At 58.0% G+C, this 26,419-nt stretch carries 22 protein-coding genes and 1 pseudogene; 14 read left to right on the top strand and 9 right to left on the bottom strand.

Features of this window, described 5'->3' with window-relative positions:
* The first annotated feature begins 93 nt into the window (after positions 1-93).
* The 7 genes from AC522E_RS03265 (at position 94) to AC522E_RS03235 (ending at position 7,432) form a co-directional block, all read left to right on the top strand.
* Entirely contained in the window at positions 94-903 is an 810-nt protein-coding gene (locus AC522E_RS03265; RefSeq protein WP_500748960.1) for an HAD-IIB family hydrolase, read from the top strand.
* Positions 904-1,085: 182 nt separating this feature from the next.
* The gene (locus AC522E_RS03260) at positions 1,086-2,294 is read left to right on the top strand and encodes an ABC transporter substrate-binding protein (RefSeq protein ID WP_500748959.1); all 1,209 of its coding nucleotides are present in this window, start codon (positions 1,086-1,088) and stop codon (positions 2,292-2,294) included.
* A 122-nt stretch (positions 2,295-2,416) separates the two neighbouring features.
* Positions 2,417-3,175, top strand: a complete 759-nt coding sequence (locus AC522E_RS03255; RefSeq protein ID WP_500750576.1) for an ABC transporter ATP-binding protein — start codon at positions 2,417-2,419, stop codon at positions 3,173-3,175.
* Positions 3,168-3,872 (top strand): ABC transporter ATP-binding protein, encoded by a 705-nt coding sequence (locus tag AC522E_RS03250; RefSeq protein ID WP_500748958.1) that lies wholly within the window; start codon positions 3,168-3,170, stop codon positions 3,870-3,872. The genes AC522E_RS03255 and AC522E_RS03250 overlap by 8 nt, the downstream gene beginning before the upstream one ends.
* Positions 3,873-3,879: 7 nt before the next feature.
* A complete protein-coding gene (locus AC522E_RS03245) occupies positions 3,880-4,767 on the top strand; it encodes a branched-chain amino acid ABC transporter permease (RefSeq protein ID WP_500748957.1) in 888 nt (295 codons plus the stop codon).
* A 50-nt stretch (positions 4,768-4,817) separates the two neighbouring features.
* Positions 4,818-5,747 carry a branched-chain amino acid ABC transporter permease gene (locus AC522E_RS03240; RefSeq protein WP_500750575.1) on the top strand — a complete coding sequence of 310 codons (930 nt, stop codon included), beginning with the start codon at positions 4,818-4,820 and terminating at the stop codon, positions 5,745-5,747.
* A 53-nt stretch (positions 5,748-5,800) separates the two neighbouring features.
* Complete coding sequence (locus AC522E_RS03235; RefSeq protein WP_500748956.1) at positions 5,801-7,432, top strand: GMC family oxidoreductase; 1,632 nt, start codon at positions 5,801-5,803, stop codon at positions 7,430-7,432.
* Positions 7,433-7,515: 83 nt separating this feature from the next.
* On the opposite strand, the gene AC522E_RS03230 is transcribed toward AC522E_RS03235, so the two are convergent.
* Both AC522E_RS03230 and AC522E_RS03225 read right to left on the bottom strand, forming a co-directional pair.
* Positions 7,516-8,937 (bottom strand): mannose-1-phosphate guanylyltransferase/mannose-6-phosphate isomerase, encoded by a 1,422-nt coding sequence (locus tag AC522E_RS03230; protein ID WP_500748955.1) that lies wholly within the window; start codon positions 8,935-8,937, stop codon positions 7,516-7,518.
* Positions 8,938-9,391: 454 nt separating this feature from the next.
* On the bottom strand, positions 9,392-10,258 hold the full coding sequence (locus tag AC522E_RS03225; RefSeq protein ID WP_500748954.1) for a LuxR C-terminal-related transcriptional regulator: 867 nt from the start codon (positions 10,256-10,258) through the stop codon (positions 9,392-9,394).
* 378 nt (positions 10,259-10,636) lie between these two features.
* Here AC522E_RS03225 and AC522E_RS03220 point away from each other — a divergent pair, with 378 nt between their 5' ends.
* On the top strand, positions 10,637-10,885 hold the full coding sequence (locus AC522E_RS03220; protein ID WP_500748953.1) for a DUF6894 family protein: 249 nt from the start codon (positions 10,637-10,639) through the stop codon (positions 10,883-10,885).
* A gap of 425 nt (positions 10,886-11,310) precedes the next feature.
* On the opposite strand, the gene AC522E_RS03215 is transcribed toward AC522E_RS03220, so the two are convergent.
* The 6 genes from AC522E_RS03215 to AC522E_RS03190 form a co-directional block, all read right to left on the bottom strand.
* A complete protein-coding gene (locus AC522E_RS03215; protein WP_500748952.1) occupies positions 11,311-11,967 on the bottom strand; it encodes a LuxR C-terminal-related transcriptional regulator in 657 nt (218 codons plus the stop codon).
* 513 nt (positions 11,968-12,480) lie between these two features.
* Positions 12,481-13,833 (bottom strand): HlyD family type I secretion periplasmic adaptor subunit, encoded by a 1,353-nt coding sequence (locus AC522E_RS03210; protein ID WP_500748951.1) that lies wholly within the window; start codon positions 13,831-13,833, stop codon positions 12,481-12,483.
* Positions 13,834-13,843: 10 nt separating this feature from the next.
* Positions 13,844-15,748: a type I secretion system permease/ATPase gene (locus AC522E_RS03205; protein ID WP_500748950.1), complete on the bottom strand. Its 1,905-nt coding sequence runs from the start codon at positions 15,746-15,748 to the stop codon at positions 13,844-13,846.
* A gap of 196 nt (positions 15,749-15,944) precedes the next feature.
* Positions 15,945-17,942, bottom strand: a complete 1,998-nt coding sequence (locus tag AC522E_RS03200) for a hypothetical protein (protein ID WP_500748949.1) — start codon at positions 17,940-17,942, stop codon at positions 15,945-15,947.
* 85 nt (positions 17,943-18,027) lie between these two features.
* Positions 18,028-19,065, bottom strand: coding sequence for a hypothetical protein (locus tag AC522E_RS03195; RefSeq protein WP_500748948.1), 1,038 nt, complete (start codon positions 19,063-19,065; stop codon positions 18,028-18,030).
* Positions 19,066-19,623: 558 nt separating this feature from the next.
* Complete coding sequence (locus AC522E_RS03190; protein ID WP_500748947.1) at positions 19,624-20,058, bottom strand: hypothetical protein; 435 nt, start codon at positions 20,056-20,058, stop codon at positions 19,624-19,626.
* 186 nt (positions 20,059-20,244) lie between these two features.
* Here AC522E_RS03190 and AC522E_RS03185 point away from each other — a divergent pair, with 186 nt between their 5' ends.
* Positions 20,245-20,844, top strand: coding sequence for a hypothetical protein (locus tag AC522E_RS03185; protein ID WP_500748946.1), 600 nt, complete (start codon positions 20,245-20,247; stop codon positions 20,842-20,844).
* Between the two features lie 74 nt (positions 20,845-20,918).
* Here the strand turns inward: AC522E_RS03185 and AC522E_RS03180 are convergent, their stop codons facing one another.
* On the bottom strand, positions 20,919-21,650 hold the full coding sequence (locus tag AC522E_RS03180) for a TerC family protein (RefSeq protein WP_500750574.1): 732 nt from the start codon (positions 21,648-21,650) through the stop codon (positions 20,919-20,921).
* Between the two features lie 265 nt (positions 21,651-21,915).
* Between AC522E_RS03180 and AC522E_RS03175 the strand changes: the two are divergent.
* From AC522E_RS03175 to AC522E_RS03155, 5 genes and pseudogenes are all read left to right on the top strand, one after another.
* Positions 21,916-22,119, top strand: a pseudogene (locus AC522E_RS03175) (GntR family transcriptional regulator); the annotation flags it as partial.
* Between the two features lie 36 nt (positions 22,120-22,155).
* Positions 22,156-22,683 (top strand): FadR/GntR family transcriptional regulator, encoded by a 528-nt coding sequence (locus AC522E_RS03170; RefSeq protein ID WP_500750573.1) that lies wholly within the window; start codon positions 22,156-22,158, stop codon positions 22,681-22,683.
* A complete protein-coding gene (locus AC522E_RS03165; protein ID WP_500748945.1) occupies positions 22,680-23,735 on the top strand; it encodes an ABC transporter ATP-binding protein in 1,056 nt (351 codons plus the stop codon). Before AC522E_RS03170 ends, AC522E_RS03165 begins: the two co-directional genes overlap by 4 nt.
* On the top strand, positions 23,732-24,832 hold the full coding sequence (locus AC522E_RS03160) for an ABC transporter ATP-binding protein (protein ID WP_500748944.1): 1,101 nt from the start codon (positions 23,732-23,734) through the stop codon (positions 24,830-24,832). Before AC522E_RS03165 ends, AC522E_RS03160 begins: the two co-directional genes overlap by 4 nt.
* A gap of 36 nt (positions 24,833-24,868) precedes the next feature.
* Positions 24,869-26,350 (top strand): ABC transporter substrate-binding protein, encoded by a 1,482-nt coding sequence (locus AC522E_RS03155; RefSeq protein ID WP_500750572.1) that lies wholly within the window; start codon positions 24,869-24,871, stop codon positions 26,348-26,350.
* The last annotated feature ends 69 nt before the right edge of the window (positions 26,351-26,419 follow it).

Here is a 26,419-nt window from a genome sequence, read left to right as displayed (position 1 = left end):
CTACAGAATTTCACTAAGCTCCCTCAAGAAAATGTTCCCCATGCCAGTGACTGCCCCTGATTTTGCTCGCGCTATGATGGCGGGAGCCGCGGAATGAAGCCATTATCCGAATTGCCCCTCGCCGAGGCGCGTGCCGTTCGCGTGGTCCTCTCCGACATCGACGATACGATCACGTCGGAGGGAATGCTCACGGCCTCCGCCTATGGCGCTCTTGAAGCGCTGCATCGGGCTGGTTTCCTGGTCATTCCGGTGACAGGTCGTCCGGCCGGCTGGTGCGACCATATTGCCCGCATGTGGCCGGTCGATGCGGTGGTCGGGGAGAACGGCGCGTTCTACTTCCGCTACGACCGAACCAAAAAGAAGATGCATCAACATTTCTGGGCGAGTTCCCAGGAGCGACGGGTGAATCGGGCCCGTCTCGAGGCTGTCGAAAAGGAAGTTCTAGCGAGCGTTCCGGGAGCCGCGCTCGCCAGCGACCAGGCCTATCGGGTTGCCGATCTCGCCATTGATTTTCGTGAGGATGTCGCCCCCCTGCCGGAGAAGGACGTAGACCGGATCGTCTCGATTTTCGAGCGGGCGGGCGCCCAGGCCAAGGTCAGCTCGATCCACGTGAATGGCTGGTTTGGAGCCTACGACAAGCTCAGCATGGCCAAGTCCCTGTTGGCCGATGTGTTCGGGATTGGCTGGGAGGATGCTCAAAAATATGTGATCTATGCTGGGGATTCACCCAATGACGAGCCCATGTTCGCGGCATTCCCACTCAGCGTCGGGGTCGCAAACATCGAAGCCTTTGCGCACCGGCTGAAGAACAAACCGTCCTATATCGCCGCGTCCCACTCGGGGAAGGGCTTCGCAGAGCTTGCGGCGCTTCTTCTTAGGGCGAAGGGCACGCCCGAAGCCTGAGCAATCCAGCCTGTAGAGGAGCGCTCGATTGTAGATCTCTGCGACTTAAGGATGAACCTGGGCCGCATTGCCGGATCGAAAAGTCCGCGTACCTTCCTTGACCACCGCCGCAGGTCGCCTCACCATGCGACCATAATCAGATCCGGCACAGCCGGGCATGCGATACGAAGGGAAGGAAGTCGATGCGCATTCTCAAGAAAGCCCTGTTCGCCTTGAGCTGCACCGTGCTGGCGCAATCCGCCTACGCGCAGCAGGTCTCCGACAATGTCGTCAAGATTGGAATCCTGAACGACCAGTCGGGCGTCTATGCCGATTTTGGCGGCAAATCCTCCGTCGAGGCCGCTCGGATGGCCGTGGAAGACTTTGGCGGCAAGGTGCTCGGCGCACCAATCGAGATCGTCAACGCGGACCATCAGAATAAGCCGGACGTCGCCTCCAGCGTCGCCCGCCAATGGTATGACACCGAGAAGGTCGACGCGATCATGGAGCTGACGACCTCGTCAGTCGCCCTGGCAGTTCAAGGCCTTTCCAAGGAAAAGAAGAAGATTGATATCGTCACGGGCGCTGCCACGACGGATCTCACCGGCAAGCAGTGCTCGCCCTACGGCTTCCACTGGGCTTACGACACCCACGCCCTAGCGGTGGGAACCGGTGGGGCATTGGTGGAAAACGGCGGCAACAAATGGTTCTTCCTGACCGCGGACTATGCTTTCGGATACTCCCTCGAAGGCGAAACCGCGAAGTTCGTGAAGTCGAAGGGCGGACAGGTTCTCGGCTCCGTGCGCCATCCGCTCAGCGCCAATGATTTCTCGTCCTTCCTTCTGCAGGCGCAAAGCTCGGGGGCCAATGTCATCGGTCTCGCCAATGCAGGCCTCGACACATCCAATGCAATCAAGCAGGCCTCAGAATTCGGTATCACGCAGGGTGGCCAGCGCCTCGCGGCTCTTCTGTTTACCTTGGCAGAAGTGCATGGACTGGGCCTTAAGGCCGCTCAGGGCCTGACCCTCACCGAAGGCTGGTACTGGGACCAGAGCGACGAGAACCGGAAGTTCGCCGAGCGTTTCATGAAGCGCACCGGCCGGATGCCGAACATGATTCATGTGGGCACCTACTCGTCCGTTCTGCAATATCTCAAGGCGATCCAGAAGGTCGGCACCGATGCGACGGAGCCGGTGGCGAAAGCTCTCCATGAGATGCCGGTAGAGGATATTTTTGCGAAGAACGGCAAGGTCCTCCCCAATGGCCGCATGGTGTATGACATGTATCTTTTCCAGGTGAAGAAGCCGGAAGAGAGCAAGAGCGAATGGGATATGTACAAGCAACTGGCCAAGGTTCCTGGCGATGAGGCGTTCCTCAAGGTTGCCGACAGCGGCTGTCAACTCACGCAATAGCGTGTGCGCAAGACGAGGGGCAGTTAACCTGCCCCTCGGCACGAGCCGATGCCGCGGCGTTCCGGAATTCCGGGACGCCATAACAGTTGCATACTTATTGTCGTGAAATGATCGACCGCATGATGGTCACTGCCACGCCTATCCTGAACGCTACCGGGATTACCATGGAGTTTCGCGGCTTTATTGCCGTGAATAACGTGACGCTTTCCATCCACGAAGAGACCATCCATGCACTGATTGGGCCGAATGGAGCAGGGAAGACCACCGTCTTCAACATGCTCACGAAGTTCCTGACGCCGACCCAAGGCAGGATCGAATTTCGCGGTCGCGACATCACCAGGATGAAGCCCGCCGAGGTTGCGCGCCTTGGGCTCGTGCGTTCCTTCCAGATCTCGGCGGTATTCCCGCATCTGACAGTTCTCGACAACGTTCGCGTTGCTTTGCAGCGGCCATCCAACCTTGCGACACAGTTCTGGCGCTCATCGCGCATACTCTCCCGCCTGGACGAGCGTGCCTTCGAGCTGATCGAAGCGGTGAACCTTTCCGCCTACGTGCACTCTCCCGCCGTCGAATTGCCGTACGGACGCAAGCGCGCTTTGGAGATTGCAACCACACTGGCGCTCGACCCAGCCATGCTGCTCCTCGATGAGCCCATGGCCGGAATGGGCCACGAAGACATTGGCCGCATTTCCGAGCTCATCCGCCGCATTTCCAAGGGCCGTACCATCCTCATGGTGGAGCACAATCTGCACGTGGTGGCCGATCTCTGCGACCGGGTCACCGTTCTGGCGAGAGGCGAAATCCTGGCGGATGGCACGTACGATGAAGTCAGCGCCGATCCGCGCGTCCGGGAAGCCTATATGGGTACGGAGCATGAGTGACGCTCTTCTCGAAGTTCGCGGGCTGAACGCCTGGTACGGCGAAAGTCATGTGCTGCACGGAGTCGATCTCGACATCCGCGAGGGCGAGACGGTGACCTTGCTCGGGCGAAACGGCGCCGGGAAGACGACGACTCTTCGCGCAATCATGGGTATCCTGCGCAGGCGCGAGGGTTCGATCCGACTGCGCGGCCAGGATCTGCTCGCACTGCCACTTCATCGCGTAGCGCAGGTTGGCCTCGGCTACGTACCCGAGGAGCGCGGAATCTTCGCAAGCCTCAACGTCGAGGAGAATCTCACTCTCCCGCCCAAGGTGGCTGGTGGCGGCATGAGTCTGGAGGAAATCTACCGGCTCTTTCCGAATCTGCATGAGCGCCGCTACAGCCAGGGCACCAAACTTTCCGGCGGAGAGCAGCAGATGCTCGCCATTGCCCGTGTGTTGCGAACCGGTGCGAGAACGATCCTTCTCGACGAACCGACGGAGGGCCTCGCCCCTGTCATCGTGCAACGCATCGGCGATGTTCTGGTCGCTCTCAAGCGACGCGGCATGACGATCCTGCTGGTCGAGCAGAACTTCCGCTTTGCTCGCAAGGTGGCCGATCGATTTTATCTCATGGAAGATGGGCGGATGGTGAATTCTTTCCCGGGCCACGAGCTCGACTCCCATATGGACGAGCTCCACGAAGTGCTTGGGGTGTGAGGGTCAGATGAGCACGATTTTCGGCATCCCCGCTCCCGCCCTTTACGGCCAAATCCTGATCGGCCTCATCAATGGATCCTTTTATGCACTGCTGAGTCTGGGCCTCGCGGTTATTTTCGGCCTGCTGCGTGTCATCAACTTCGCCCATGGGGCGCAATACATGCTCGGCGCGTTCGCGGCTTATGGCCTTCTGAATTATGCGGGCATAGGCTACTGGCCGTCTCTCGTTCTTGCTCCGCTGATCGTCGGGGCGGTCGCCATCGTGATCGAGCGCACCATGCTCAGCCGGCTCTATGGCTTGGACCCGCTCTATGGCCTGCTTCTCACATTCGGGCTGGCACTTATCTTCGAGGGAGCTTTCCGTTACTGGTTCGGCACATCGGGTAAGCCTTATGCGCCGCCATCGCAACTCACCGGCGCGGTGAATCTCGGCTTCATGTTCCTGCCGATCTATCGCGGCTGGGTCGTTATCGCCTCTCTCGCGATTTGCCTTGGAACTTGGCTGCTGATCGAGAAGACACGCCTTGGCGCCTATCTGCGCGCAGCGACCGAGAACGCTACGCTGGTCCAGGCTTTCGGCGTGAATGTTCCACGTCTTTTAACCCTTACATACGGCCTGGGCGCAGCCTTGGCGGCTCTCGCCGGGGTTCTGGCCGCTCCGATCTATCAGGTCAGCCCACTCATGGGGACCAACCTCATCATCATTGTCTTCGCCGTGGTCGTGGTCGGCGGCATGGGCTCCATTCTCGGAGCTATCGTGACAGGCTACGTGCTGGGTATCCTGGAAGGGCTGACGAAAGTTTTCTATGCAGAGGCGTCAAGCATCGTGATCTTCGTCGTCATGGCCATTGTCCTGCTTATCAGACCGGCAGGCCTTTTCGGGCGGGAGGCTTGAGCAACGTGAAGGTTCAATCGCAGCCTTTCGAAGGGCAGGAAGGGGTCCGGATTTCCGTCAAGGCGTTCGCTGCCCTGGCGCTCGTCGGACTGATTGCCGCGCCCTTCGTCGTTTATCCTATTCTTCTGATGAGCGTCCTCTGCTTTGCGCTCTTCGCCTGCGCCTTCAACCTGCTCATCGGCTATGTGGGACTGCTCTCCTTCGGCCATGCGACATTTTTTGGCGGTGCTGCCTATGTCACTGCTCACGCTGTGAAGGTGTGGGGCTGGGAGCCGCTGGCTGGGATCCTTCTGGGCGCCCTGGGCGCGGCGGTTCTCGGACTTGTGGTCGGCTTTCTGGCCATTCGCCGTCAGGGCATCTATTTCGCGATGATCACTCTGGCGCTGGGGCAAATGTTCGCGTTCATCTGCCTGCAGGTACCGTTCACCCATGGCGAAGACGGAATTCAAGGTGTCCCGCGGGGACATCTCCTGGGCGTGATCGATCTCGGCCAACCGCTCGCCATGTACTACTTCACGCTTGCCATTTTCCTTTTCGGCTTCTTCGCTGTCTGGCGCATTGTGAACTCGCCGTTCGGGAATATCCTGAAAGCCATCCGCGAAAATGAACGACGCGCCATTTCACTCGGATATCGGGTCGAGCGCTATAAACTCGGTGCCTTCGTCATGTCGGCGGCGCTGGCCGGACTTGCCGGCGGCACGAAGGCCATCGTGTTCCAATTCGCTACGCTGACGGATGTTCAATGGCAGATGTCCGGTGAAGTGATCCTGATGACCCTGCTCGGCGGGATCGGGACGTTGATTGGCCCCGTCGTAGGCGCCGCCTTCGTGATCGCACTTCAGAACTATCTTGCCTCGTCGGACTTTCCGGTAACCGTTCTGATCGGCATCATCTTCGTCGTGTGCGTGCTCCTCTTCCGTCGCGGTATTGCCGGGGAGATCCTGGAGTTTCTCAAACACAAGAGAAGCAAGCACTCCTGAGTCAGGCCTGCCTCCCACGACCGAGGCGCGGCCGCATCTGTCGAGCTAGGGCCATGTCGGACAGCGATATATTCGACTACGTGATCGTCGGCGGCGGATCAGCCGGATGCGTGCTCGCGAACAGGCTGTCGGCGAATCCCGGCCAGTCCGTGTGCCTGCTGGAGGCCGGCGGAAAGGACAATTGGATCTGGTTTCATATCCCGGTCGGCTACCTCTTCGCGATCGGCAACCCCCGATCCGACTGGATGCTCAAGACGGAACCGGAGCCGGGCCTGAACAACCGCATTCTCAATTACCCCCGCGGCAAGGTCCTGGGTGGATCGTCAGCGATCAATGCCATGATTTATATGCGCGGGCAGCGCGAGGACTATGACCACTGGCGCCAGATGGGACTTCACGGCTGGGGTTGGGACGACGTCAAACCGATCTTCCGCCGTCATGAGGATCACTATCTGGGCGAAGGTGAGCACCATGGCGCCGGCGGCGAATGGCGTATCGAGCCCCCTCGCGTCCGGTGGGACATTCTCGATGCCTTCATCGATGCCGCCGTTGAAGCAGGCATTCCCCGCACGGACGATTTCAACACCGGCGATAACGAAGGAATTGCCTATTTCCACGTCAATCAGAAGAACGGACGCCGCTGGTCTGCGGCACGCGGCTTTCTCAAGCCCGCCCTGTCACGCGCGAACCTGAAGGTTCAAACCTACGCCCGGGCAACGCGCGTCCTCTTCGAGGGGAAGCGCGCCGTCGGTGTAGAGTTCGTGCAGAATGGCGTCAGACGCGCGGTCCGCGCAAGGCAAGAGGTCGTGATTGCGGCCGGGGCCGTCATCACGCCTCAATTGCTGCAATTGTCGGGTGTCGGCGACGCTGCGCTCCTGCGACAGCACGGCATCGACGTCGTGCACCACCTGCCCGGTGTGGGGGAGAACCTGCAGGATCATCTGCAGTTGCGCCCGATCTATCGCGTTCATGGCGTTCGCACGCTCAATGAGGACTATCGTTCGCTTGTGAAGAAAGGCCACATGGCCTTTCAATATGCTTTGTTCCGGCGTGGGCCCCTGACCATGGCACCCTCTCAACTTGGAGCCTTCACACGCTCATCCCCGCATTATGCGACGCCGAACCTGCAGTTCCACATCCAGCCCCTGTCCCTCGACAAGTTCGGTGAGGAGCCACATCCTTTTCCGGCCTTTACCGCCAGTGTCTGCAATCTGCGGCCGACGAGCCGTGGCAAGATTCAGCTGCGCGGCCCGGAACCGTTTGAGCAACCATCGATCAAGCTTAACTCGCTGGCGACGCAGGAGGACCAGGAGGTTGCCGTGGATGCCTTGCGTCTTGTCAGGCGGATCGTCTCGATGCCAGCGCTCCAGAAGTACCGTCCGGAGGAGTACAAGCCCGGCTCAGGGCTAACGACGGATCAGGAACTGCTCCAGGGAGCCCGAGAGATTGGAACGACCATCTTCCATCCGGTCGGGACGGCGAAGATGGGTGTCGAGGGCGATCCTATGGCCGTCACCGACGAGCGCCTTCGCGTACGTGGAGTCGAGGGACTTCGTGTCGTGGATGCGTCCATCATGCCGACCATCACGAGCGGTAACACGAACTCTCCCACGCTGATGATCGCGGAAAAGGGAGCAATGATGATCCTGGAAGACTCGAGGACCGGCCGTTCAGTGGCAGCTTGAGCGCACCTCTCTTTCAGCCGTGCCTGAGCGTACTGGCGTCGACGCGATAACTTTCTCAATCCCATCGCGGCCCAGCTCGGGACCTATAGGCGACCATAATCGTCCTCGAGCCGGACAATATCGTCCTCTCCAAGATAGGCACCCAATTGCACCTCTATGAGATCGAGGGGAGATGCTCCTGGATTCTCGAGCCTATGAACGCATCCGCTCGGTATGTAGGTTGATTCATTCTCGCGCAGAAGAGCCTGCTCCGGACCGCGGGTTACCAGGGCGCTCCCGTGGACGACAATCCAGTGCTCGGATCGATGCTGATGTTTCTGCAACGACAGTCTGGCACCGGGATCGACACGGATGTGCTTGACCTGAACCTGCTCTCCCACGTGCAGGAGTCGATAGAATCCCCAGGGGCGATGTGCAGTGGCGGCTTCCATCGCCATCCGGTAGCCGGTCGCCTTGATGTCACTGACAAGGTTCTTGACCTCTTGGTCACGGCCTTTCTCAGCCACAAGGACAGCATCCGGCGTGGCCACGATAGCCAGGCTGTCGACGCCTAGGGTTGCAACAAGTGGACCCTCGGAATGGATATAGCTGTTGGTGGTTTCTTGAGAGACGACGTCTCCCACAGAGACATTGGCGCAATCATCCTTCCTTCCCTTCTCCCAGAGCGCCGACCATGTCCCTAAATCACACCAAGCGAACGAAGATTGGACGACGGCTGCCTTTCTTGTCTTCTCCAGGACGGCATGATCGAGCGAAATATCTTTGGATCTCGAGAACGCATCTCCATCGAGACGAATGAAATCGAGATCAGCACTGGCGCCAGAGACCGCATCCTTGCAGGCCCGCAGGAGTGCGGGCTCCAGGCATTGGAGTTCGCTCAACAGCGCCTGCGCAGACAGGAGGACGATGCCGCTGTTCCACGCATACTCCCCACTTCTGAAGAAGGACTCGGCAGCCGGCTTATTCGGCTTTTCCTTGAAGCCTTGCACCCTACGGAGAACCGAGTTCCTTCCGAGAGACTGGCCCAGGTGGATATATCCAAGGCCTGTTTCCGGACCAGAGGGCTTGATGCCGAAGAGAACGAGGAAGCCGCTTCGAGCGGCTTCAAGTCCGATCTTCAGATCGGTCTGGAAAGCATCCAAGCCTGTTACCGAATGGTCTGTAGGCAGTACCAGCAGGATCGCCTCGCGGTCGCGTTGCGATGCAAATAGTGCTGCCACTGCAACGGCTGGAGCAGTGTTGCGCCCCGCCGGTTCAAGAATGATCCGGGCATCGTTCACGCCAACGGCACGCAACTGCTCCGCGATGACGAAGCGCTGACCCGCGCTTGCCACGATCATCGCCCCTTCAAAGAGGCCGGGGTCGCTCACCCGCCTGGCTGTCTGCTGAAGAAGGGTCTCCTCTCCGGTGAGCGACAAAAGTTGCTTGGGATGGTCTCGCCGTGACAGGGGCCAAAGGCGGGAACCCGTTCCACCAGAGAGAAGAACAGGGATGATTTTGCCCATGGTCCCTACTCAGCCGCTTCGTCTTCAATGCGCACGCAGGGACACACCTGGAAAGTTGCTCACAATCTATCGCAGGAGGAACGGGGACGACACTGATGCAATGAAGGGGGAAGATGAGGTGGCAAGACCAGTCCGCTCTCAACGGAGAGCAAATCCGTGTTCCTGACCACCCGAAGCATTGTCCGGCGGTTCGAAACACGAGTGGGTGAGGCCTGTCCTATCCACGAGGGGTCCGACGACACGCGTCAGCGTCTGCAATAAATGAAAGCTCACAATGAGGAAGCCGACTCCCCCATCAGGAGGAGGAACGGGCACCCGTCCCCGCTGACGGTTTCACAGCACCAGCGGGCCCGGCGATTTCGGGACACGCTCTACGATACGGTCGGCAGGATGTCATCGCCCTCCGCTGGGCAAAGGCCGGGAATTTCCTTGAGCCGCTGAGGAGGGCAATGAACTAGTGGCCGTCGATTCCTACAGTTTGATCGGTTGGGCGGAGATGGCTGGCCGCCCAGATGGCTGCCTGGGTCCTGTTCTTGGCCCGGATTTTTCGGAGAATGGCTTTCACGTGCACCTTGACGGTGGCTTCCGTGATATCGAATTTCCGTGCGATGATCTTGTTGGAGTCACCCTGCATGAGACACCGCAGGATGACAGTTTCACGGATCGACAGGCCTCGCTTTCCGAGTTTGCTTCCCGCCTCCATGAGAACTTCATCCGGATCCCCGTGGGTCTCCTCGGCCTCGGAGGCAGGCTCGCGGATCAGGCTGAGGATCGCTGCGGGATAAACGGCTTCTCCCAGCATCACCAAATCGAGCGATTTGGTCAGGACTTCGCAGGAAACGGACTTGACGAGATAAGCATCAACGCCGGCCTGGAAGGCGGTGAGCACTTCCTTCAAGTCATATCGTTCCACGAGGACGACGACCTTTGCCGACGCATTTTCGCTCTTGAGCTGCTTTATCTGACCGAAGACGTCCTCATGGTCGCTGCCGGCGCTTACAATGACCATGATAGGACGGTCCAGCGACTGCTGGCGAGAACACTCACCAAAATTCGCACCGGAAGCGACAACGTTGAAACGTGTATCGATCAGGATCCGCTTCAGCCCTTCCCTCAGCAATGTGTTGGGTTCTACAAGAAATGTAGAGACAAGGCCCGTATCTGACCCTGTCGCTCGACTCCACACGCCATCGGCGCGTGAATCCGGCACTTTTGAGAAAGTCTCGTCTGAGACAAGGCTATCCAAGTCGGACAGGCTATCGAAACTATAGTTCTTCCTCATCGTCTGCTTCTCTGGCCAAGCCCCCGGACAGTTCAGCACGATATTTATTCATATTTCCCTTACGAGAAACCTAACTCAACTCTCGCGCATGCACAAACATGTTCTCGGCAGTTTGAGGCCATCAAGGGGTATTTCGCTTTATTTTTGCAAAGAATCCCGTAAGCAATTAATTCCAGGCAGGGGGGACCATCCTGCAAGGATGCAAACGGAAGCAAACTTTCTCAGAGGATGCAGATGGGCTCTGGCAACCTTTCTGGCTCTCCCCGGATACTGATTCGCAGTCCTCTTACCCTTGAGAGTAATATCGAGCGCCCTTGGCAAAGTAGAACCTAGACAACGGACCTCGGCGGATCTAGATCATTTGGCGCTGCCGGTTCAAGCCCGTCTGATTCCAAATATCACCATAGAAAAGAGTAAATGGAGCCGATATCCGTCATCATGAGGTGCTACTTCAATCTCGTCGATGGTTATGAACGGATCCTGGACCAGGACGGCATCGAGGTATCGGATCTTGACCAAGCCCGCTCCCAAGCCGTGAAGGCAATTGAAGAGCTGCTGGAGGAGGATGGCGGAATGGCCGGAGACTGGCGAAACTGGTCTCTTGAGGTGACCAATGAACGGGGGCAGATCCTATTCTCGATCCCGCTTAGCGGCATCCTTCACTGAATTATTTTCTGCACTTCCCCGGTTTGACGCAGTCGTATCGATTAGCTTTTGAAGCATAAATCGTACATGCTCTTTCACGACGTCTTTCTTCATTGTTGGATCTTGAGACGTTACCTCATTCTTTTCGGAGACCATGGAACCAGCCTCTCTAAAAACATTCAAGGAAGTAGTGCCGTTTACTATTTTCCGATGAGGCCCTTACGATAGCAATCTTCCGAATACGAACAAATTACGCAAAACCGTCAGCGTCGGCGCGGCCATCCAAAATTCGACGTCTAGAGTTGTGCGTTGAACCCGCCGACTTCAGGATCCAAGCCCGGAGAACGACGGGAATGCCGTCTCCGTGCCGGATACCATTTTTACTTCAGCCAATGTCAGAACCCAGAATTCACGAACGGTTGCCGAAGCCACCTTTGCGAACCAACCTACGATGATAGAGTAGTCTGATCCTCATGAGCGCCATTCGCAAAATGCGTCACGGCCCACATGGCAGCCTGCGTCCGATTGGTCACCCTGATTTTCCGGAGAATGGCTTTCACGTGCACCTTCACGGTGGCTTCCGCGACCTCGAGCTTGCGAGCAATCGTCTTGTTCGGAGCGCCCTCCATCAGGCAGTGCAGGATTTCCGCTTCTCGTGCCGAGAGCATCCGGCTCGGCAAGCTCGTTGCAAGGACCTGCATCCTCTGAACGTCGGCCGATTGATAGAAGCGCGGTTGGGCGGCCGGCTCAGCCTGACCTGACATGGCTGAAATGACCATCGCCGCGGGAAAAACCTTCTCTCCAAGCATGACGAGATCCAGATACTTGACGAGGGTTTCGCACCCTATTGTCGCCAAGCAATAGCCTTCGGCACCGGCCTCGACCACTCCCATCATGCGACCAAGGTCAAAGCCATCCGCGAGCACGACGACACGCGATGCCGGAGCACGAGCCTTGAGGTCCCTGACGATTTCCGAGGTCCGATCCTGGTAGAGATTCTCGTCCAGGATAAACAGGACTGCCGCCTCCCGGGGCATTTGGGATAGCACGTCCTTATTGTCGACGACCTCTTCGGGATTTACCCGATAGGTTGTGCTCGACAAGATGTGGCGAATTCCTTCGCGCAACATAACGTTCCGACAGATCAGGAATGTTGTTACAGGCATCGAATTCTGAGGCATACGTGTCATCCCCCTGAGAAATTTTCTCCTAAATTATACAATTCAGGATTTGTTAAGCATTAAGGCAAAAGAGGTAGATTTACCGCTTAGGAGGTAATTTCGATATGGCCAGATAACCCCCTTTAGAACCCAAAATTCCGCTAGGAAAACATTTACCAAATACAAAATATTCCCAGAATCGCACCTTAAAAACTGAACGTTGAACACGTTGAGTTGAAGAATATCATCCCAGAAAGAACGATGAAATTATCCTGCCGCTCTCCTGGCAATACTTCTTGAAAGAGTTGTTCTTCCCTAATCCAGTCTCACTCTGTACATTTCGTATCACCATTTCATCAGTTTGAGCGATGGCATTCCTGAGCGACCATCCGAAGAGTCTTGCATGGTGCCAGCCACGGACGGGATGGAATGCAAAGGCCACTCGCCTTGTGCAGGTCAGGATTCCCGGAAGGCACGCGCCATGCTGTCTCGGAGTGGCTGGAGCAGATACTCGATGAATGTACGTTCCGCGGTCTTGATGTAAACCTCCGCCGGCATCCCAGGCGTCGGTGCAAAGCCATGGACCTTTGCCACTTCGGCCGGATCGAGGGAAATCCTTGCGACATAGACATCGTTGCGGGCGAGCGTGCTTTTTTCGTCTGGAAGGGCATCGGCTGAGACGTAGGCGACTTCACCCTCGATCATCGGCGTGACACGTTGCTTCAAGGCCGTGAGGCGAATAATGGCTCTTTGCCCGAGCTTCACGTTGGGGATGTCCTGGGGGCGGACCCTGACCTCGATCAATAGGTTCTCCTGGAGAGGGACGATCTCCATGACGGTCTTTCCCGCTTCGACGACTCCTCCCGGGGTATGATAGCGGAGTTTGACCACGACGCCCCTCACCGGGCTGGCTATCTTTACCCGGTCCAGGACCCGTGTTGCGGACAGTACCCGCTCGCGGACATCCGCCAGTTCACCGAGGGTCTCATGCAATTGCTCGACGGACGTCTTCACAGCGGTGTTGCGGACGCCAACGATCTGCTCCTCGGAACGGGCGATGCGCTCCTTGGAATCTCCAATCTCACCCGTCAGTCGCCCGACCTCCCCCTGCAAGTTGGCGCGGGCACGCTGAAGAGCCAGTACCTCAGATCTTCGGATCAGCCCATTCTTCAGCAGTTGCTCCTTGGCCTGAAGCTCCTCATCGAAAAAGGCGATCTGCTCACGCACCGATGCCAGCTGGGTCGTACTCCCCTTGATGCGCTCCTGCAGGGCTTCGATGCTTGTCCTGATCGAAGCGATCTCGCTTTGCATGCTCTTCCGATGGGCCTCGAGCGTTGCCCGTTGGGCTTTGACGATTGTCGCGACATCTGAATCGGTACTGATCTTCGATAGCAGTTCCGAAGGGAAGGCGACCTCACGCCCTTCCGCCATTTCAGCCCGGAGCCGGGCCTCGATAGCGACCAATCGAGCCTCGCGGAGGGCAAGGCGTCGCAGTTCGGCGCGAGGGCCGGTCTCGTCGAGCTGGACCAAGGTCTCGCCGGGTTCGACCACATCTCCCTCACGCACGAGGATGTCCTGAATGACACCTCCCTCGAGATGCTGGATGATCTTGTTCTGCCCGGTTGCGACGAAGGCACCGTTCGTGACGACGGCCCCGGCGATCGGGGCAATTCCTCCCCAGTAGCCGAAGCCCATCAAGGTCAAAGAGAGAATACCGATGCCGAGGAGCGTTGGCAGGCGCGTGCTACGAGGCACATCGGCATACCATTCCTGTTGTTTCTGAAGAGTGATGATTGCCGTTTGTGACATAGGACCTGTCTCAGCCTTCGAGGACTGGGGGTGAATCGCTGGGCTTGCGTCCGCTCATCAGGGGAATAATCTCATCGCGCCTGCCAAAAGCCTGAACCGAGCCGTCCTTAAGCATCATGATTTTATCAACGCTCTTCAGGAGAGCGGGCCGCTGGGTGATCGCAACGATGGTGATGCCGCGCTCCTTCCCCCTGGCCAGGGCGCGTGCGAGGGCTTGCTCGCCTGGAAAATCAAGGTTCGAGTTGGGTTCGTCGAGCACGACGAGACGTGGATTGCCGAAAAAGGCCCTTGCAAGGCCAATGCGCTGCCGCTGTCCACCGGAAAGCGGGCTCCCATCCATTCCGACGATCGTCTCGTAGCCTTGTGCGAACTGGGAAATCATCTCATGGACATCCGCCAAGGCTGCCGCATCAAAAATCTCTTCGTCGCTCATATCTTCGCGCATGCGCGCGATGTTGGCTTTGATCGAGGCTGGGAAGAGCTGTACGTCCTGGGGAAGGTAGCCGACACTTTCGCCAAACTGCCGCGGGTCCCAATTGCGAAGGTCCATCATATCGAGCCGTACGCTTCCCGCTGTTGGGATGATCGATCCTACGAGCATGCGCCCCAGGGTCGATTTGCCTGTTCCAGATGCGCCGACAATGGCCAGGGACTCGCCGGGTTCCAGCTGAAAGGAAATGCCATTCAGAATGACTTTCTTATTCGGCGGAGGCACATAAAGAACCCGCTCCACGCTCAGGCGCCCCTGCGGCTGCGGAAGGCGAAGACGCTCCATATTGAGCGGCGAATGCTGCAGAAGTGCCTTGATCCGCCCATAGGCAGAGCGCGCCTGCACGAAATTTCTCCAGCCCTCGATCGTACCCTCGACGGGCGCCAATGCACGGCTGGCGACGATGGACGATGCGATCACCATGCCACCGGTCAGTTCGCCGGCCATGGACAAAGTTGCGCCCCATCCAAGAAGCGAAACCTGTGTCGTAAGACGAATGAACTTCGACAGCCCGGTCATCATGATGTTCCGGTCTTGAGCAATGACCTGGGCTTTCAGCGACTCGCCCGTTTCCCGACCCCACATCAAGACTCCTTCCGGAATCATGCCCATTGCATTGATCACTTGTGCATTGCGGGCCATGGCATCGGCCTGAATGTTGGCTCGTGACGCATAAGCATTCGCCTTGGCGAAAGGAACAGCTGTGAGCTTCTGATTTACAAGCGCTACGACGAGAAGCAGAAGCCCCGTAACCGACACGATGTATCCAAGTTGTGGGTGGATCAGGAAAACCGCCAAGAGATAGACAGGCGCGACCGGTGCATCCAGCATCATCAGAAGCACGGGCCCCGTCAGAAAGCTCCTGACATGCTGAAGGTCGGACAGGATTTGAAACTCCTTGCTGGAACCGCTCTGCGATGCCTTGGCGGCCGCACTGAGGACAGGAGCACCAAGTTTGCTTTCTGCCTCGACGGCAATCCGCATCAAGATGAACCGGCGCATCATATCCATCAGAACATGCGCAAGCACCGCCCCAATGACCACCAGCGACAGCATCGCGAGCGTATCGACACTGCGGCTTGTCAGAACGCGGTCTGAAATATTGAACAGGTACACTGGGATCGCCAGCACGAGCACGTTCACAAAGAAGGAAAAAACCGCGACTGTAATCAGATTGCGGCGACAAGCGGCGAGTCCTTTGCTGAGAACTTCACGGAAGTCGCGATCCGCCGAGCGCTGCTGCACTTGCGGAGGCTTGCGTGGTCCATGCCCGCCTCCATCTGGCCCTCGTCCGTTCAGTTGGCCTCCGCTCTCACGAGAAAGGACGGGACCCTCTCCTCGCGGCCCTCCGCCCTCTTTCCGGAATGCGACGGGCGGCCTTGCACGGGGAGGCGCAAACGGTGCCGGTCCTTCTGTCCGATTCATCGGTGACGGTCTCGGGGCCACAGGTTGCGGGCTGTTGCGGGCCACACGGGCCGGGTCCTCACCTGGCCTGACTCCGCCGTCCCTGCGAGCAGGACCGTTGGGGGGCCCGTCATTGTTGCTCCTGCCGAGCTCCGGTCCCGTAGACAGACCTCTCAAGGTATCTTTCAGAAGCATCAATTCCCCCAACTCGGCAGGATTAGGTCAGGACATGCCCGAACGTATCGTGCTGGTTTCCAAAAACGTCTCGCGTCCAGGCGCTCGCGTCGGCCTCGCCACTGCCTTGCGCATGATCCACGAAGGCAACGAGCTCCGTCACCAACGCCGTTGGATCCGTCGCAACCGTTTGCGTCGTATCGGAGACCAGATTGGCTTGTAGAAGGATGGAATCCTCATATGCATTGCCGCCCAGGATTTGGCTCGATGTCGCACTGCCATCAATGATCTGAGCAAAATTGCCTGCAGTGTTACCACCGGTCGAGAGCCATTGCAGCGAGGATTCCTCGCCTGCCCATTGCACAGCAACGTCGGGATCCGAAATGATGTTAACCTGATTGATGATGTTCAGGTCGTAGTAATTGCCAGTCACGAACAGGACATCGAAGCTTCCCGAAGCGGTACCCTGGAAACTCGACCAGGCTTCTCTGTCGAGGGCTTCACGATTCCCCAGCCTTTGGATCAGGTTCTCGATATCTCCGTTCAAAGCGTCGAAGGTCGTCGTTCCATAGGTGTGGATCGCAGCCTCGTTCCGGAGGTTGTTCTGATCGGTCAGGACGGCGGAGGACTCGTCCTCTGTTGCCTGGGAATTCAAACCGGCAACATCGTCGTCAAGGACGACATTCAACTGCGATATCACGTTCGCAGAATGATAGTCCCCAAGCACGATGATAACGTCGTATCCCTTCCCCCAGTCCACGAACTTTGCGACATTGTATTGCTCATTGCTGCCGCTACGGACCTCGGAATAGGACTGCATCTGGGTCTGAACGGAAACGTCGCCGTCCTGAATGAAGCTCCGTTGCGTAAGAGCCTTGATATCGAAGAGATCGCCATCGATGTAATCGACATTGACCTTCAGGTCGCCCCGGAGGGTGTGATACCCGCCTGCTTCCAGGGCTTCCTTCGCGTTGAATGTCGCTATGTTGTCGGCGGAGTTTTCACCTTCAGGGGTCGGAGCCGGATCTGCTCCAGCGTCAAGAATATGGTCTTGGTTCTGCAAAATGTTGGCTTGAATGATAGCATTGGTCGAGAAGTAGTTCCCCTGCACGATCATCGTTGCAGGTGCCTCGTTGAAGTCGAGGATCAAGGCTGCGTTTTCAGCCGTGTTATTGCCGGTTTCGGCTACTTGGCCCGGTCCCGTGCCGCCCTCCTCCCGGACGGGAGGGGCCGGGACATCCGCCACGGCCGGGGTTTCAGAGGCCTGGCTGTCTGCAGCCTGCAGCTCGCCGTTCACATAGCGACCAGGCTCAACCGCTCCCGGCTCAACCGTTCCTTCAGCAATAGCCTCGTCATGGATCATGAGGGCAGTCAGGCCCGTATCCCCGAGCTCGCCTAAGGGAACTGCGGCATCGGAGACGAAATCCTTGCCCATATCGACAAGGTGAGAAATCGTCTCGCTGCCATCGATGGAATGAAGGGCTTCGTAAGCATGCCCTCCGTCCGAAGACCAGTCATTATCCGAGAGGGAGTTGGCCTGCGTCAACTTTCCGATCACACCTGCAGGTGGATCGTCGTAAGACATGGCGTAGCTGGGCTCCCGATGGTGCGGATCGGCCCGCGGGCTTGCATCATGCTCAACGTAGTGCCGGATATGATGGACAACATGACCGTACCGTATGCTGATGGTCGCGTCGTCTCCGCCTGATAAACCCTCCCGATGATCACGCTCGGCAGCGTGGTCAGGAAGATAGACCTGGCTATCGATTTTTGAGTACTCGTGATGCTGGAGCTTGAGCTCGCTCGGGGAGCTGCTGGAACTTGCCGATAGCGCCGGGAAAACAATGTGGACCGGCTGCCCCACAATATCGGGAGTGTCCAGCGGAAGGCTTGAAGCGTCGTCAAGAGCGAGACGATAGTCGGAATTCTGGCTCTTGTAGAGCGCTTCATCGTAATTCGGACGCGCTGCGGCGAAATCCTCGGACAGATGCCAGTAACCGGCGAAATGCCAGATGATTTCGAGTACGCCGCCTGGAACCATCGCGTCCTCCTGCTTCGTAGGGTCGCCAAAGGGCAACAAGGCGGCCCGCGCGACAGGATCGCGCGGGCCAGGTCAAACAGGAGACTTAGCTGTGATGATCGTCCGTGAGGTCGCCGCCGACAACGCTCATCGAATGATACTGAATGTTCGCACCCATCGAGATATTCTGGTTGAATGCTTCGAGATGCGATGTGGCGGCCGCGGTTGCGGTTGCATCGACCGATCCGTCCTCGCCGGCTGCGGATGCGAAGTCGCCCGTAGCGCCATTGATGCCGCTTGCGTCACCGCCGTTCCACTCTCCATCCTGGCTCCATTCCGAGTTGCTGCTCAGGTTTGCAGTCAGGGTGTCGTTATCAGTCATTTCACTGATTTGCGTCATGCTGAACGCTTGGCCGGCACCATCCCCGATAGCGGAGAGCACGCCATTGAAGTCGGTGTTGTCGAGATTGATCCAGTTTGTTTCTGAGTAGTTGAACGAATCCTGGATATTAACGCTCAGATCGAAAGTCTCAGTGTTGTAGCTATCCGTTGGGTTGTAGCTATCGTTGATGCTGTGATCACTGTTGTCGTTATAGCTGTCAGTTGGATTATAGCTGTCGTTGACGCTGTGATCGCTGTTGTCGCTGTTATCCGAATTGTCGTTGTAGCTGTCGTTCGTGCTGTTGTCGCTATTGTCCGAATTATCGGAATTATCGCTGTTGTCGTTGTAGCTATCTGTAACGCTGTTGTCGCTATTGTCAGAGTTGTCGTTGTAGCTGTCGTTAACGCTCTTGTTATTCAGCGCGTCGCTGACAGCAACATCAACGGTCGTTGCGGTGCTATTGTCGTTGTAGCTATCGGCAATACTATTATCACTGTTATCAGAATTATCGCTGTTATCGCTGTTATCTGAGTTGTCGCTGTTGTCGTTGTAGCTGTCGGCAACGCTGTTGTCGCTGTTATCTGAGTTGTCGCTGTTGTCGCTGTTATCGCTGTTGTCAGAGTTGTCGTTGTAGCTATCGGCGATGCTATTGTCGTTGCGGCTGTCGGTATTGCTCTCGTCCTCGTAATTCCCGTTCTCCTGGGAAGCAAAAGCGAAACCTGCAATGGCCGCAGCGATATTGCCATTTTGATCGGTAGCCATGGTTGGTATCCCATCTTGGTTGATGGCAGCGCTTCAGCCTCAGCCTTCACATCCATTACGTGTCCGGCAGAGCTGTTACGATGCGATGCTAATGTCTGTGGCTTTTCCAAGGGCTCTGAGCGCGGCCCGCCTCTCGCAAGGCCTTCCAATCAGGCCACTTGGCAGTTGCAACGGATATTTTGTTTGGCGTCTCCTCCTTCGATCACCTGCGCTCCCTCCTCGACATTCATTTTGGGGACAGTCGGATCAGGTCTGACAGGCGCAAACCTCGCGATGCGGGAAGCGCCATAGAACGCTGTCCCAAACCGCTCTGCCGGCCGCACATCTGTGCGACTGCCCCTGATGTCGTTTTCCAGCGTTGGAGAAGTCTGCGTTTCCTGGGAAGGAAACGTGCCTCAGCTTCTCATTTTCGAGCCACATGCTCTGCAATGTGCTCAGAACGTCGAAGCCATTCCAAGAAGATGCTTCAGACATTGAAAGTAAACTTTACTTCATCTGCCTCGTCCAGTCGCGCAAAGGGAGTAGCCCTCCAGACCAGAACAGAACTAGCTGCGGAAATCAGCTAAGTACGGCGACCTTTTCCTGAAACATATCGAGCCATAGAAGAAAAACGTCGTCGCGAGAACCTAACAATTCGCCACTCCAAAGACTTCCTGCGCCGGTGCCGGTTGTCACAAGCTCGCTGGTCCGCAATGCAGTATGGAAGATCGCGGCTTGGCTGCAGCCACGTTGAAACTGCGGATCGCCGTCCGTGCTCAATGTCAGGATTTGTTCGCCATGGAGGCTGGCTGGTACACCACTTAATTCGGCCATCGTTTCAGACTGGATGAGCCCGAGCGCAGTAGAACCGAGGTTGCCACCAAGGGCAGCCCTTGCCTCGAGGCTTGCCAGCATCGACACGAAGCCCAGGACATAGGGATCATGCCATGCTGCAGCGGGAATTCCGCCCAGACTTGCTTCGCTTCTCTCAATGAGGGGGCCGAGCACCGCCATGGCCGCCCTTCGGCCCTGTCGCGCTTTCCACAGCTGGAGCATCAGGAACCTGTGTCTCCGCACGGTCGAACCATCGCTCCAACGTCGATGACCTGCAATCGCCCTTATGGATAAACTGGGCTATAGTAGGCGCAGCGGCTGAAACGCAGCGCGTGTGATGTTTCTCGGCTCCGGAAGGGCAATGCTATGCCATCGAGGCTCCCTCAAAAGCCCGACTTTCAGGCCATTGAGGCCGCAGCGATCGACTCGGCCGACCATCGGACAATGGTGCTGGCCCTCATTGGCAATCTCGTCTTCAGCTGGTCGAACAACGAGAGCATGTTCATTTATGTGCTCATGCTGCTTCTCGAGACCGACGAAGTGTCGGCCGCGATCGTCTTTGCAACCCTCAATACGACGAGAGCCCGGCTCGATCTCGTCCAGCGTCTTGCTAAGGCGAAGATCACCGACAAGGAGACGGCGCAAGACCTGGAGCGCCTCATTGCACGTTTCAACGTCTGCACACGGATTCGCAACGAGTTCAACCATTGCATGTACGCGGTGAGCGACCGCGGGGAAATCACCCATACCCATGCAATGAAGATCCGGGAAAGTGCCGGCCGTCTTGTTCTCGGAGAGGTTCGCCCTGTCGACGAAAGCCGTGTCCGCGAATTGATCAAGGTCATCGAGGACCTGAAATCGCTCAATCGCGAGTTATGGGACTTCCTGCCGCGTCTCCAGGCCTCGATACACTCGCCCGCCCCGAGCGGGCCGGAACAAAGGCCATCTCCGACCCAACAGAAATAAAATCCCGGACCGCCCCTGGCGGGGCCGCCCGGGGCTCTATCGCGCCCTATGCTAGTGCCGATCCTGACCCGGTCTCATCTCTTCCTCGCCCGTCGCGAGAGCATGTTCAGTCCTTCGATGAGGGCCGAGAAGGCCATCGCAGTGTAGATGTAGCCTTTTGGCACGTGAGCACCGAAACCTTCAGCGATCAGCGTCATGCCGATCATCAGGAGGAAGCCCAGAGCCAGCATGACGACTGTAGGATTAGCCTGGATGAAGCGTGCCAGGGGGCCAGAAGCTAGTAGCATCGCGGTCACAGCGACGATGACGGCGATGACCATGACTGGAATGTGCTCGGTCATACCGACAGCTGTGATGATGCTATCGATCGAGAAGACCAGGTCGAGCACGAGGATCTGGCCGATGGCGGAAGCGAACCCCAGACTGGCCTTGCCGCCCTCGAACATGTCGGGGCCGGGGTCCGGATCAACATTGTGATGAATCTCCTTGGTCGCTTTCCACACCAGAAAGAGGCCGCCGGCGATGAGGATCAGGTCCCGCCAGGAAAAGCCATGCCCAAAAAGGCTGAACAGCGGCTCCGTCAATTGCACAATCAGAGCCACAGTCCCTAGAAGGCCCAAACGAAGGATCAGGGCGAGGCCAATGCCGATACGACGCGCCTTCGCCTGATGTTGCGCGGGCAGCTTGTTCGTCAGGATCGAAATGAAGATGAGATTGTCGATCCCGAGGACCACCTCCATCACAATAAGGGTGGCAAGAGCCGCCCAGACGGCAGGATCGGCAAACAAACCAAGGATTTCGTTCATCATCTCATCCGCAATTTTTCACCTCCGTTATCTCGGCGGCATCGCGCGATCCGCAAGGGGTAGCGGCCCTCAAGGGCAGGATAAACGGAGAATTTTCTTGGGGAGAGAATGTGGTGGCGCGCCTGAACCATATTGAACCCTTACGAAACCAATTGCCTATTGGTTCGGCTCTGAGATAGATTTATTTCGATTCCGCACGTCGTCGTGCAAGAAAACCTCTTTGTAACCGCGCGCCAATGTAACAATTGGTTTCAGAGGGAGCTGTATGGCCACTGAGTCCTCATCAGACAGTTCCGATTTTGCCCTCACGCAGTTGCGCAGCCTGCTGGACGCGCTTCCCGAGGGGGCGGACACTCAACTTCCACCTGAGCGATCCCTTTCACAGCAGATTGGAGTCGGTCGCCGGGCATTAAGGCGGGCTCTCGAGGTCCTTGAAGCAGAAGGGCGTCTCTGGCGACAACAAGGCAAGGGGACCTTCGTCGGTCCCCGTCCCCAATCTACTGAGATGAGCCTCGAAGCCCTTTCAAGCGGTACGAACCCTCTTGAAATCATGGAAGCCAGGCTCGAAATCGAGCCCGCCCTGGCTCGGTTTGCTGCATTGAGAGCCTCGAACGGCGATGTCGAACGCTTGAAGCATCTTGCCAATAAGACAGCGTCGAGCGCCGATGGTGACATGGACAGCAGGGAATTGTGGGACGGCGCCTTCCATAGAGCGATTGCAGAGGCGGCCGGCAACAGTCTCCTGTTCGTGTTCTTCGACATCATGAACCGGATCCGGCAGGATCCCACATGGCGCCAGCTTCGCGAACAGGCGCGGTCGAGACCCGGTCAAAGGAACTACGTAAGTCAGCACAGCCGGGTCATCGAAGCGATCGCCGCCCGTGACGGCGGCGCAGCGGAGCACGCGATGCGTGAACATCTGGAGACGGTTCGCGCGAGTCTTCTCAGAATCATGACGCGGTCGGCTGTTCAGCAGGACAACGGACCCGGCAATGACGTCCTTTCGAAGAAACAAGGAAGGCCCGCGGCATGAACAATGATGCGGCACTCCAGGTTACGGCGGCCAATGCGGTTGGCCAACATGCCAAGGAGCCGGAACCTCTCCTTCGGGTCGAGAACCTGTCCGTCCGCTTCGATGGCGCACCACCAGGCATCAACGTCGTGGACCATGTGTCCTTCTCGGTCGACAAGGGCAAGACCCTATGCCTGGTGGGCGAATCCGGATGCGGGAAGAGCGTCACTGCGCTCTCCCTCATGGGGCTCCTGCCGACTCCACCAGCGAGAATTGCAAGCGGAGCTGCCTATTTCCGCGGAACCGATCTCCTCAGCCTGCCCGAGCGCGCGCGGGCCGACATGCGCGGCAACCGGACCGCGATGATCTTCCAGGAGCCGATGACATCGCTCAACCCTGCCTTCACGGTGGGAGACCAGATCACGGAAGGTATCCTACGGCACCGCAAGGTCTCCAAGGCCGAAGCGACCGAGCGCGCTCTCGAGATGCTTCGGCGTGTCCGGATCCCCGCGCCGGAAAAGCGCTTAAGGGCCTATCCGCATGAAATGTCCGGGGGCATGCGCCAGCGCATCATGATCGCCATGGCACTGGCGAACGAGCCAGAACTTCTGATCGCCGATGAGCCGACGACTGCCCTCGATGTGACGATTCAAGCGCAGATCATTTCGCTTATTCGCCACCTCCAGGACGAAAGCGGCATGGCGATGATCCTGATCACGCATGACCTTGGCGTCGTTGCCGAAGTCGCCGACGAGGTGGCCGTCATGTATGCGGGCAGGATCGTGGAGGCGGGCTCCGTCGAGGCAATTTTCGAGGATCCGCAGCACCCCTACACAATTGGCCTGATGGGATCCGTACCATCCCTCAGTCGTCGTCAGGGACGTCTTGCCACGATCCGCGGCACAGTTCCCCCGGCCGAGCTCATGCCGAAGGGCTGCCGCTTCATGCCTCGCTGTCCTTTTGCCGACGCACGCTGCGTGGCCGAGCCCCCGCCCCTCACCGAGGTGACGCCGGGACACTGGGGACGCTGCTGGTATGCCCCACTCGAACTGCACCGGGGGAATGCGGCATGAGTATTGATGTCCGGGACACAATTCTTCAGGCGGTCGATCTCGTAAAGCATTTTGGCGGAGGCGGACTTCTTTCGTCGCCAACCATCGTCCATGCAGTGGATGGGGTTTCCCTATCCGTCAGACGGGGAGAAACCTTTGCCGTCGTGGGAGAGTCTGGCTGCGGGAAATCCACTCTCGGCCGTTTGCTCCTGCGGCTCATCGAGCCCACCGCTGGCGACGTTCTTTACGAGGGCCGCTCCATCCTGTCGCTCGATCCGACTGCGATGCGCCGACTTCGCCGCGAACTGCAGATCATTTTCCAGGATCCGTTCGCTTCCCTCAATCCGCGGATGAACGTCGGGGATATTGTCGGCGAACCGATCTGGTTGCATGGACTTGCAAAAAGCAGATCGCAGCGGCGTGAGCGAGTCGCGGAGCTCCTGCGGACTGTCGGTCTTCTGCCGGCCTATGCAGATCGCTATCCTCACGAATTCTCGGGCGGCCAGCGCCAGCGCATTGGTGTTGCTCGTGCTTTGGCCGGCGAGCCGAAGCTGATTATCGGAGATGAGCCCGTCTCGGCTCTGGATGTCTCGATCCAGGCGCAGATTATCAACCTTTTGGAGGACCTGAAGGAACGCTTCGGCCTGACGCTGATAATCGTCGCTCACGATCTCGCGGTGATCCGGCACATGAGCGACCGGGTCGCAGTCATGTATCTTGGAGAGATCGTTGAGTTCAGCTCGACCGACGATCTCTTTGAAACACCCCTTCATCCCTACACACAGGCGCTTCTTACAGCCATTCCCATTCCAAGTCCCGTGAACCGCAGTCCGAAGCCGTTGCTTCAGGGCGATGTTCCGAGCCCGACGGCTCCTCCGCCTGGATGCCGATTTCATACGCGCTGCCCCCATGCGCGCGCCATATGCCGCGAACAGCACCCAACGTTGGAAGCCGCAGGCGACGGTCGCTCGGTCGCCTGCCACTTCTGGCGCGAAATTCAGAATGCAGGCGCCGGCGCTTTGACGGCGCCACCGCCAAGCGCAGCATTCGCCAAGCGTATGGCACTCTATCAATCCTGGCGGAAGCGCCAAGATGAAGCCGCAAAACCAGGCCGCTGAAAACCAGAGGAGAGATCATTGAAAAAGCCCCTATTCATGTTGGCGATGGCTGCCACATTTGCGATGGGCACCGCAGCCTCCGCGCAGACGCTCAGGATCGGATTGAATGAAGATCCCGACGTGCTCGATCCGCACCGCGCCCGGACCTTCGTCGGGCGTATCGTGTTCACATCCTTGTGCGACAAGCTCGTCGATATCACACCAGACCTGAAATTCGTTCCCCAGCTCGCGACGGAGTGGACCTGGACGGATCCGAAGACCCTCACGCTTAAGCTCCGCTCCGGCGTGAAATTCCACGATGGAGAGCCTCTGAACGCCGCCGCCGTCAAAGCGAATATCGACCGCGCCCGAACGCTGCCGGACAGCCTTCGCAAGAGCGAGCTCGGTTCGGTCGAGAGTGTCGAAGCTGTTGACGACATGACGGTAGCCCTGAAGCTGTCGCGGCCGGATGCGACGCTGCTGTCGCAGCTTTCCGACCGCGCCGGCATGATCATGTCGCCGAAGGCACTCGCCGCAGCCGATTTCGGCCAGAAGCCTGTTTGTTCAGGTCCCTACAAGTTCGTCGAGCGCGTGCAGAACGATCGCATCGTCCTCGAGCGTTTCAAGGACTACTGGGACGCAAAGAGCTACAATTTTGAGAAGGTCGTGTTCCAGCCGATTCCAGACACCACCGTGCGGCTGGCCAATCTCAAGTCCGGCAATCTCGACATGCTGGAACGTTTGGCCCCGAGCGACGTCGCAGCCGTTAAGAGCGATTCCTCTCTCATTTTTGCGCCCGTGAGCGGCATCGGCTACCAAGGTCTGACGATCAACACCAATAATGGCGAGCGCTCGAAGTCGCCGCTCGGCCAGGACAAGCGCGTTCGCCAGGCGCTCGAATATGCCATTGACCGCGATGTGATCAACGAAGTCGTCGGCCAGGGCATCTTCCCGCCGGCAGGCCAGCCCTTCCCGGAGGCGAGCCCCTATAACGACAAGAAGTTCGCAGCCAAAAAGCGCGATGTCGAGAAGGCGAAGAAGCTCTTGAAGGAAGCCGGTGTCGAACGCGTGAAGTTCGACCTAACATTCGGAACTGGCACAACGGCACAGCAAATCGCCGAGATCATCCAGGCGATGGCGGCGGAGGCCGGTTTCGATATTTCGCTCCGCCCGACCGAGTTCGCCGCCATGCAGAAAGAAGCTCAGGCCGGCAATTTCGATGTCAACGTTATCGGCTGGTCTGGCCGGGTCGATCCTGACGGAAATATTCATCCCTTCGTAACCTGCAAGGGCGGCTTGAACGATGGGCGCTATTGCAACCAGGAGGTTGATCGCCTCCTGAATGAAGCGCGGGTTATCACCGATGAGGCTAAGCGCAAGGAGCTCTATGACGCGGCGCAGACGATCCTGCAGGACGAACTGCCGATCATCTACACGTACTACCAGCCTTGGCCGTTCGTACTGGCCAAGAAAGTTGAAGGTTTCCGGGCCTATCCCGATGGCATGATCCGTCTCAAGGGAATGAAGTTCTCCTCCTAGCGCCTCAACCATGCGCGTGTCCGGCGGAAGCGCCGGGCACGCTCTCTGTCACGCACCGGAAGCCTGACC

It is taken from the genome of Microvirga sp. BF8 (genome assembly GCF_059888585.1).
Note: the sequence above shows the minus strand (reverse complement) of the source record. Positions and strands in the feature narration are given on the sequence as shown.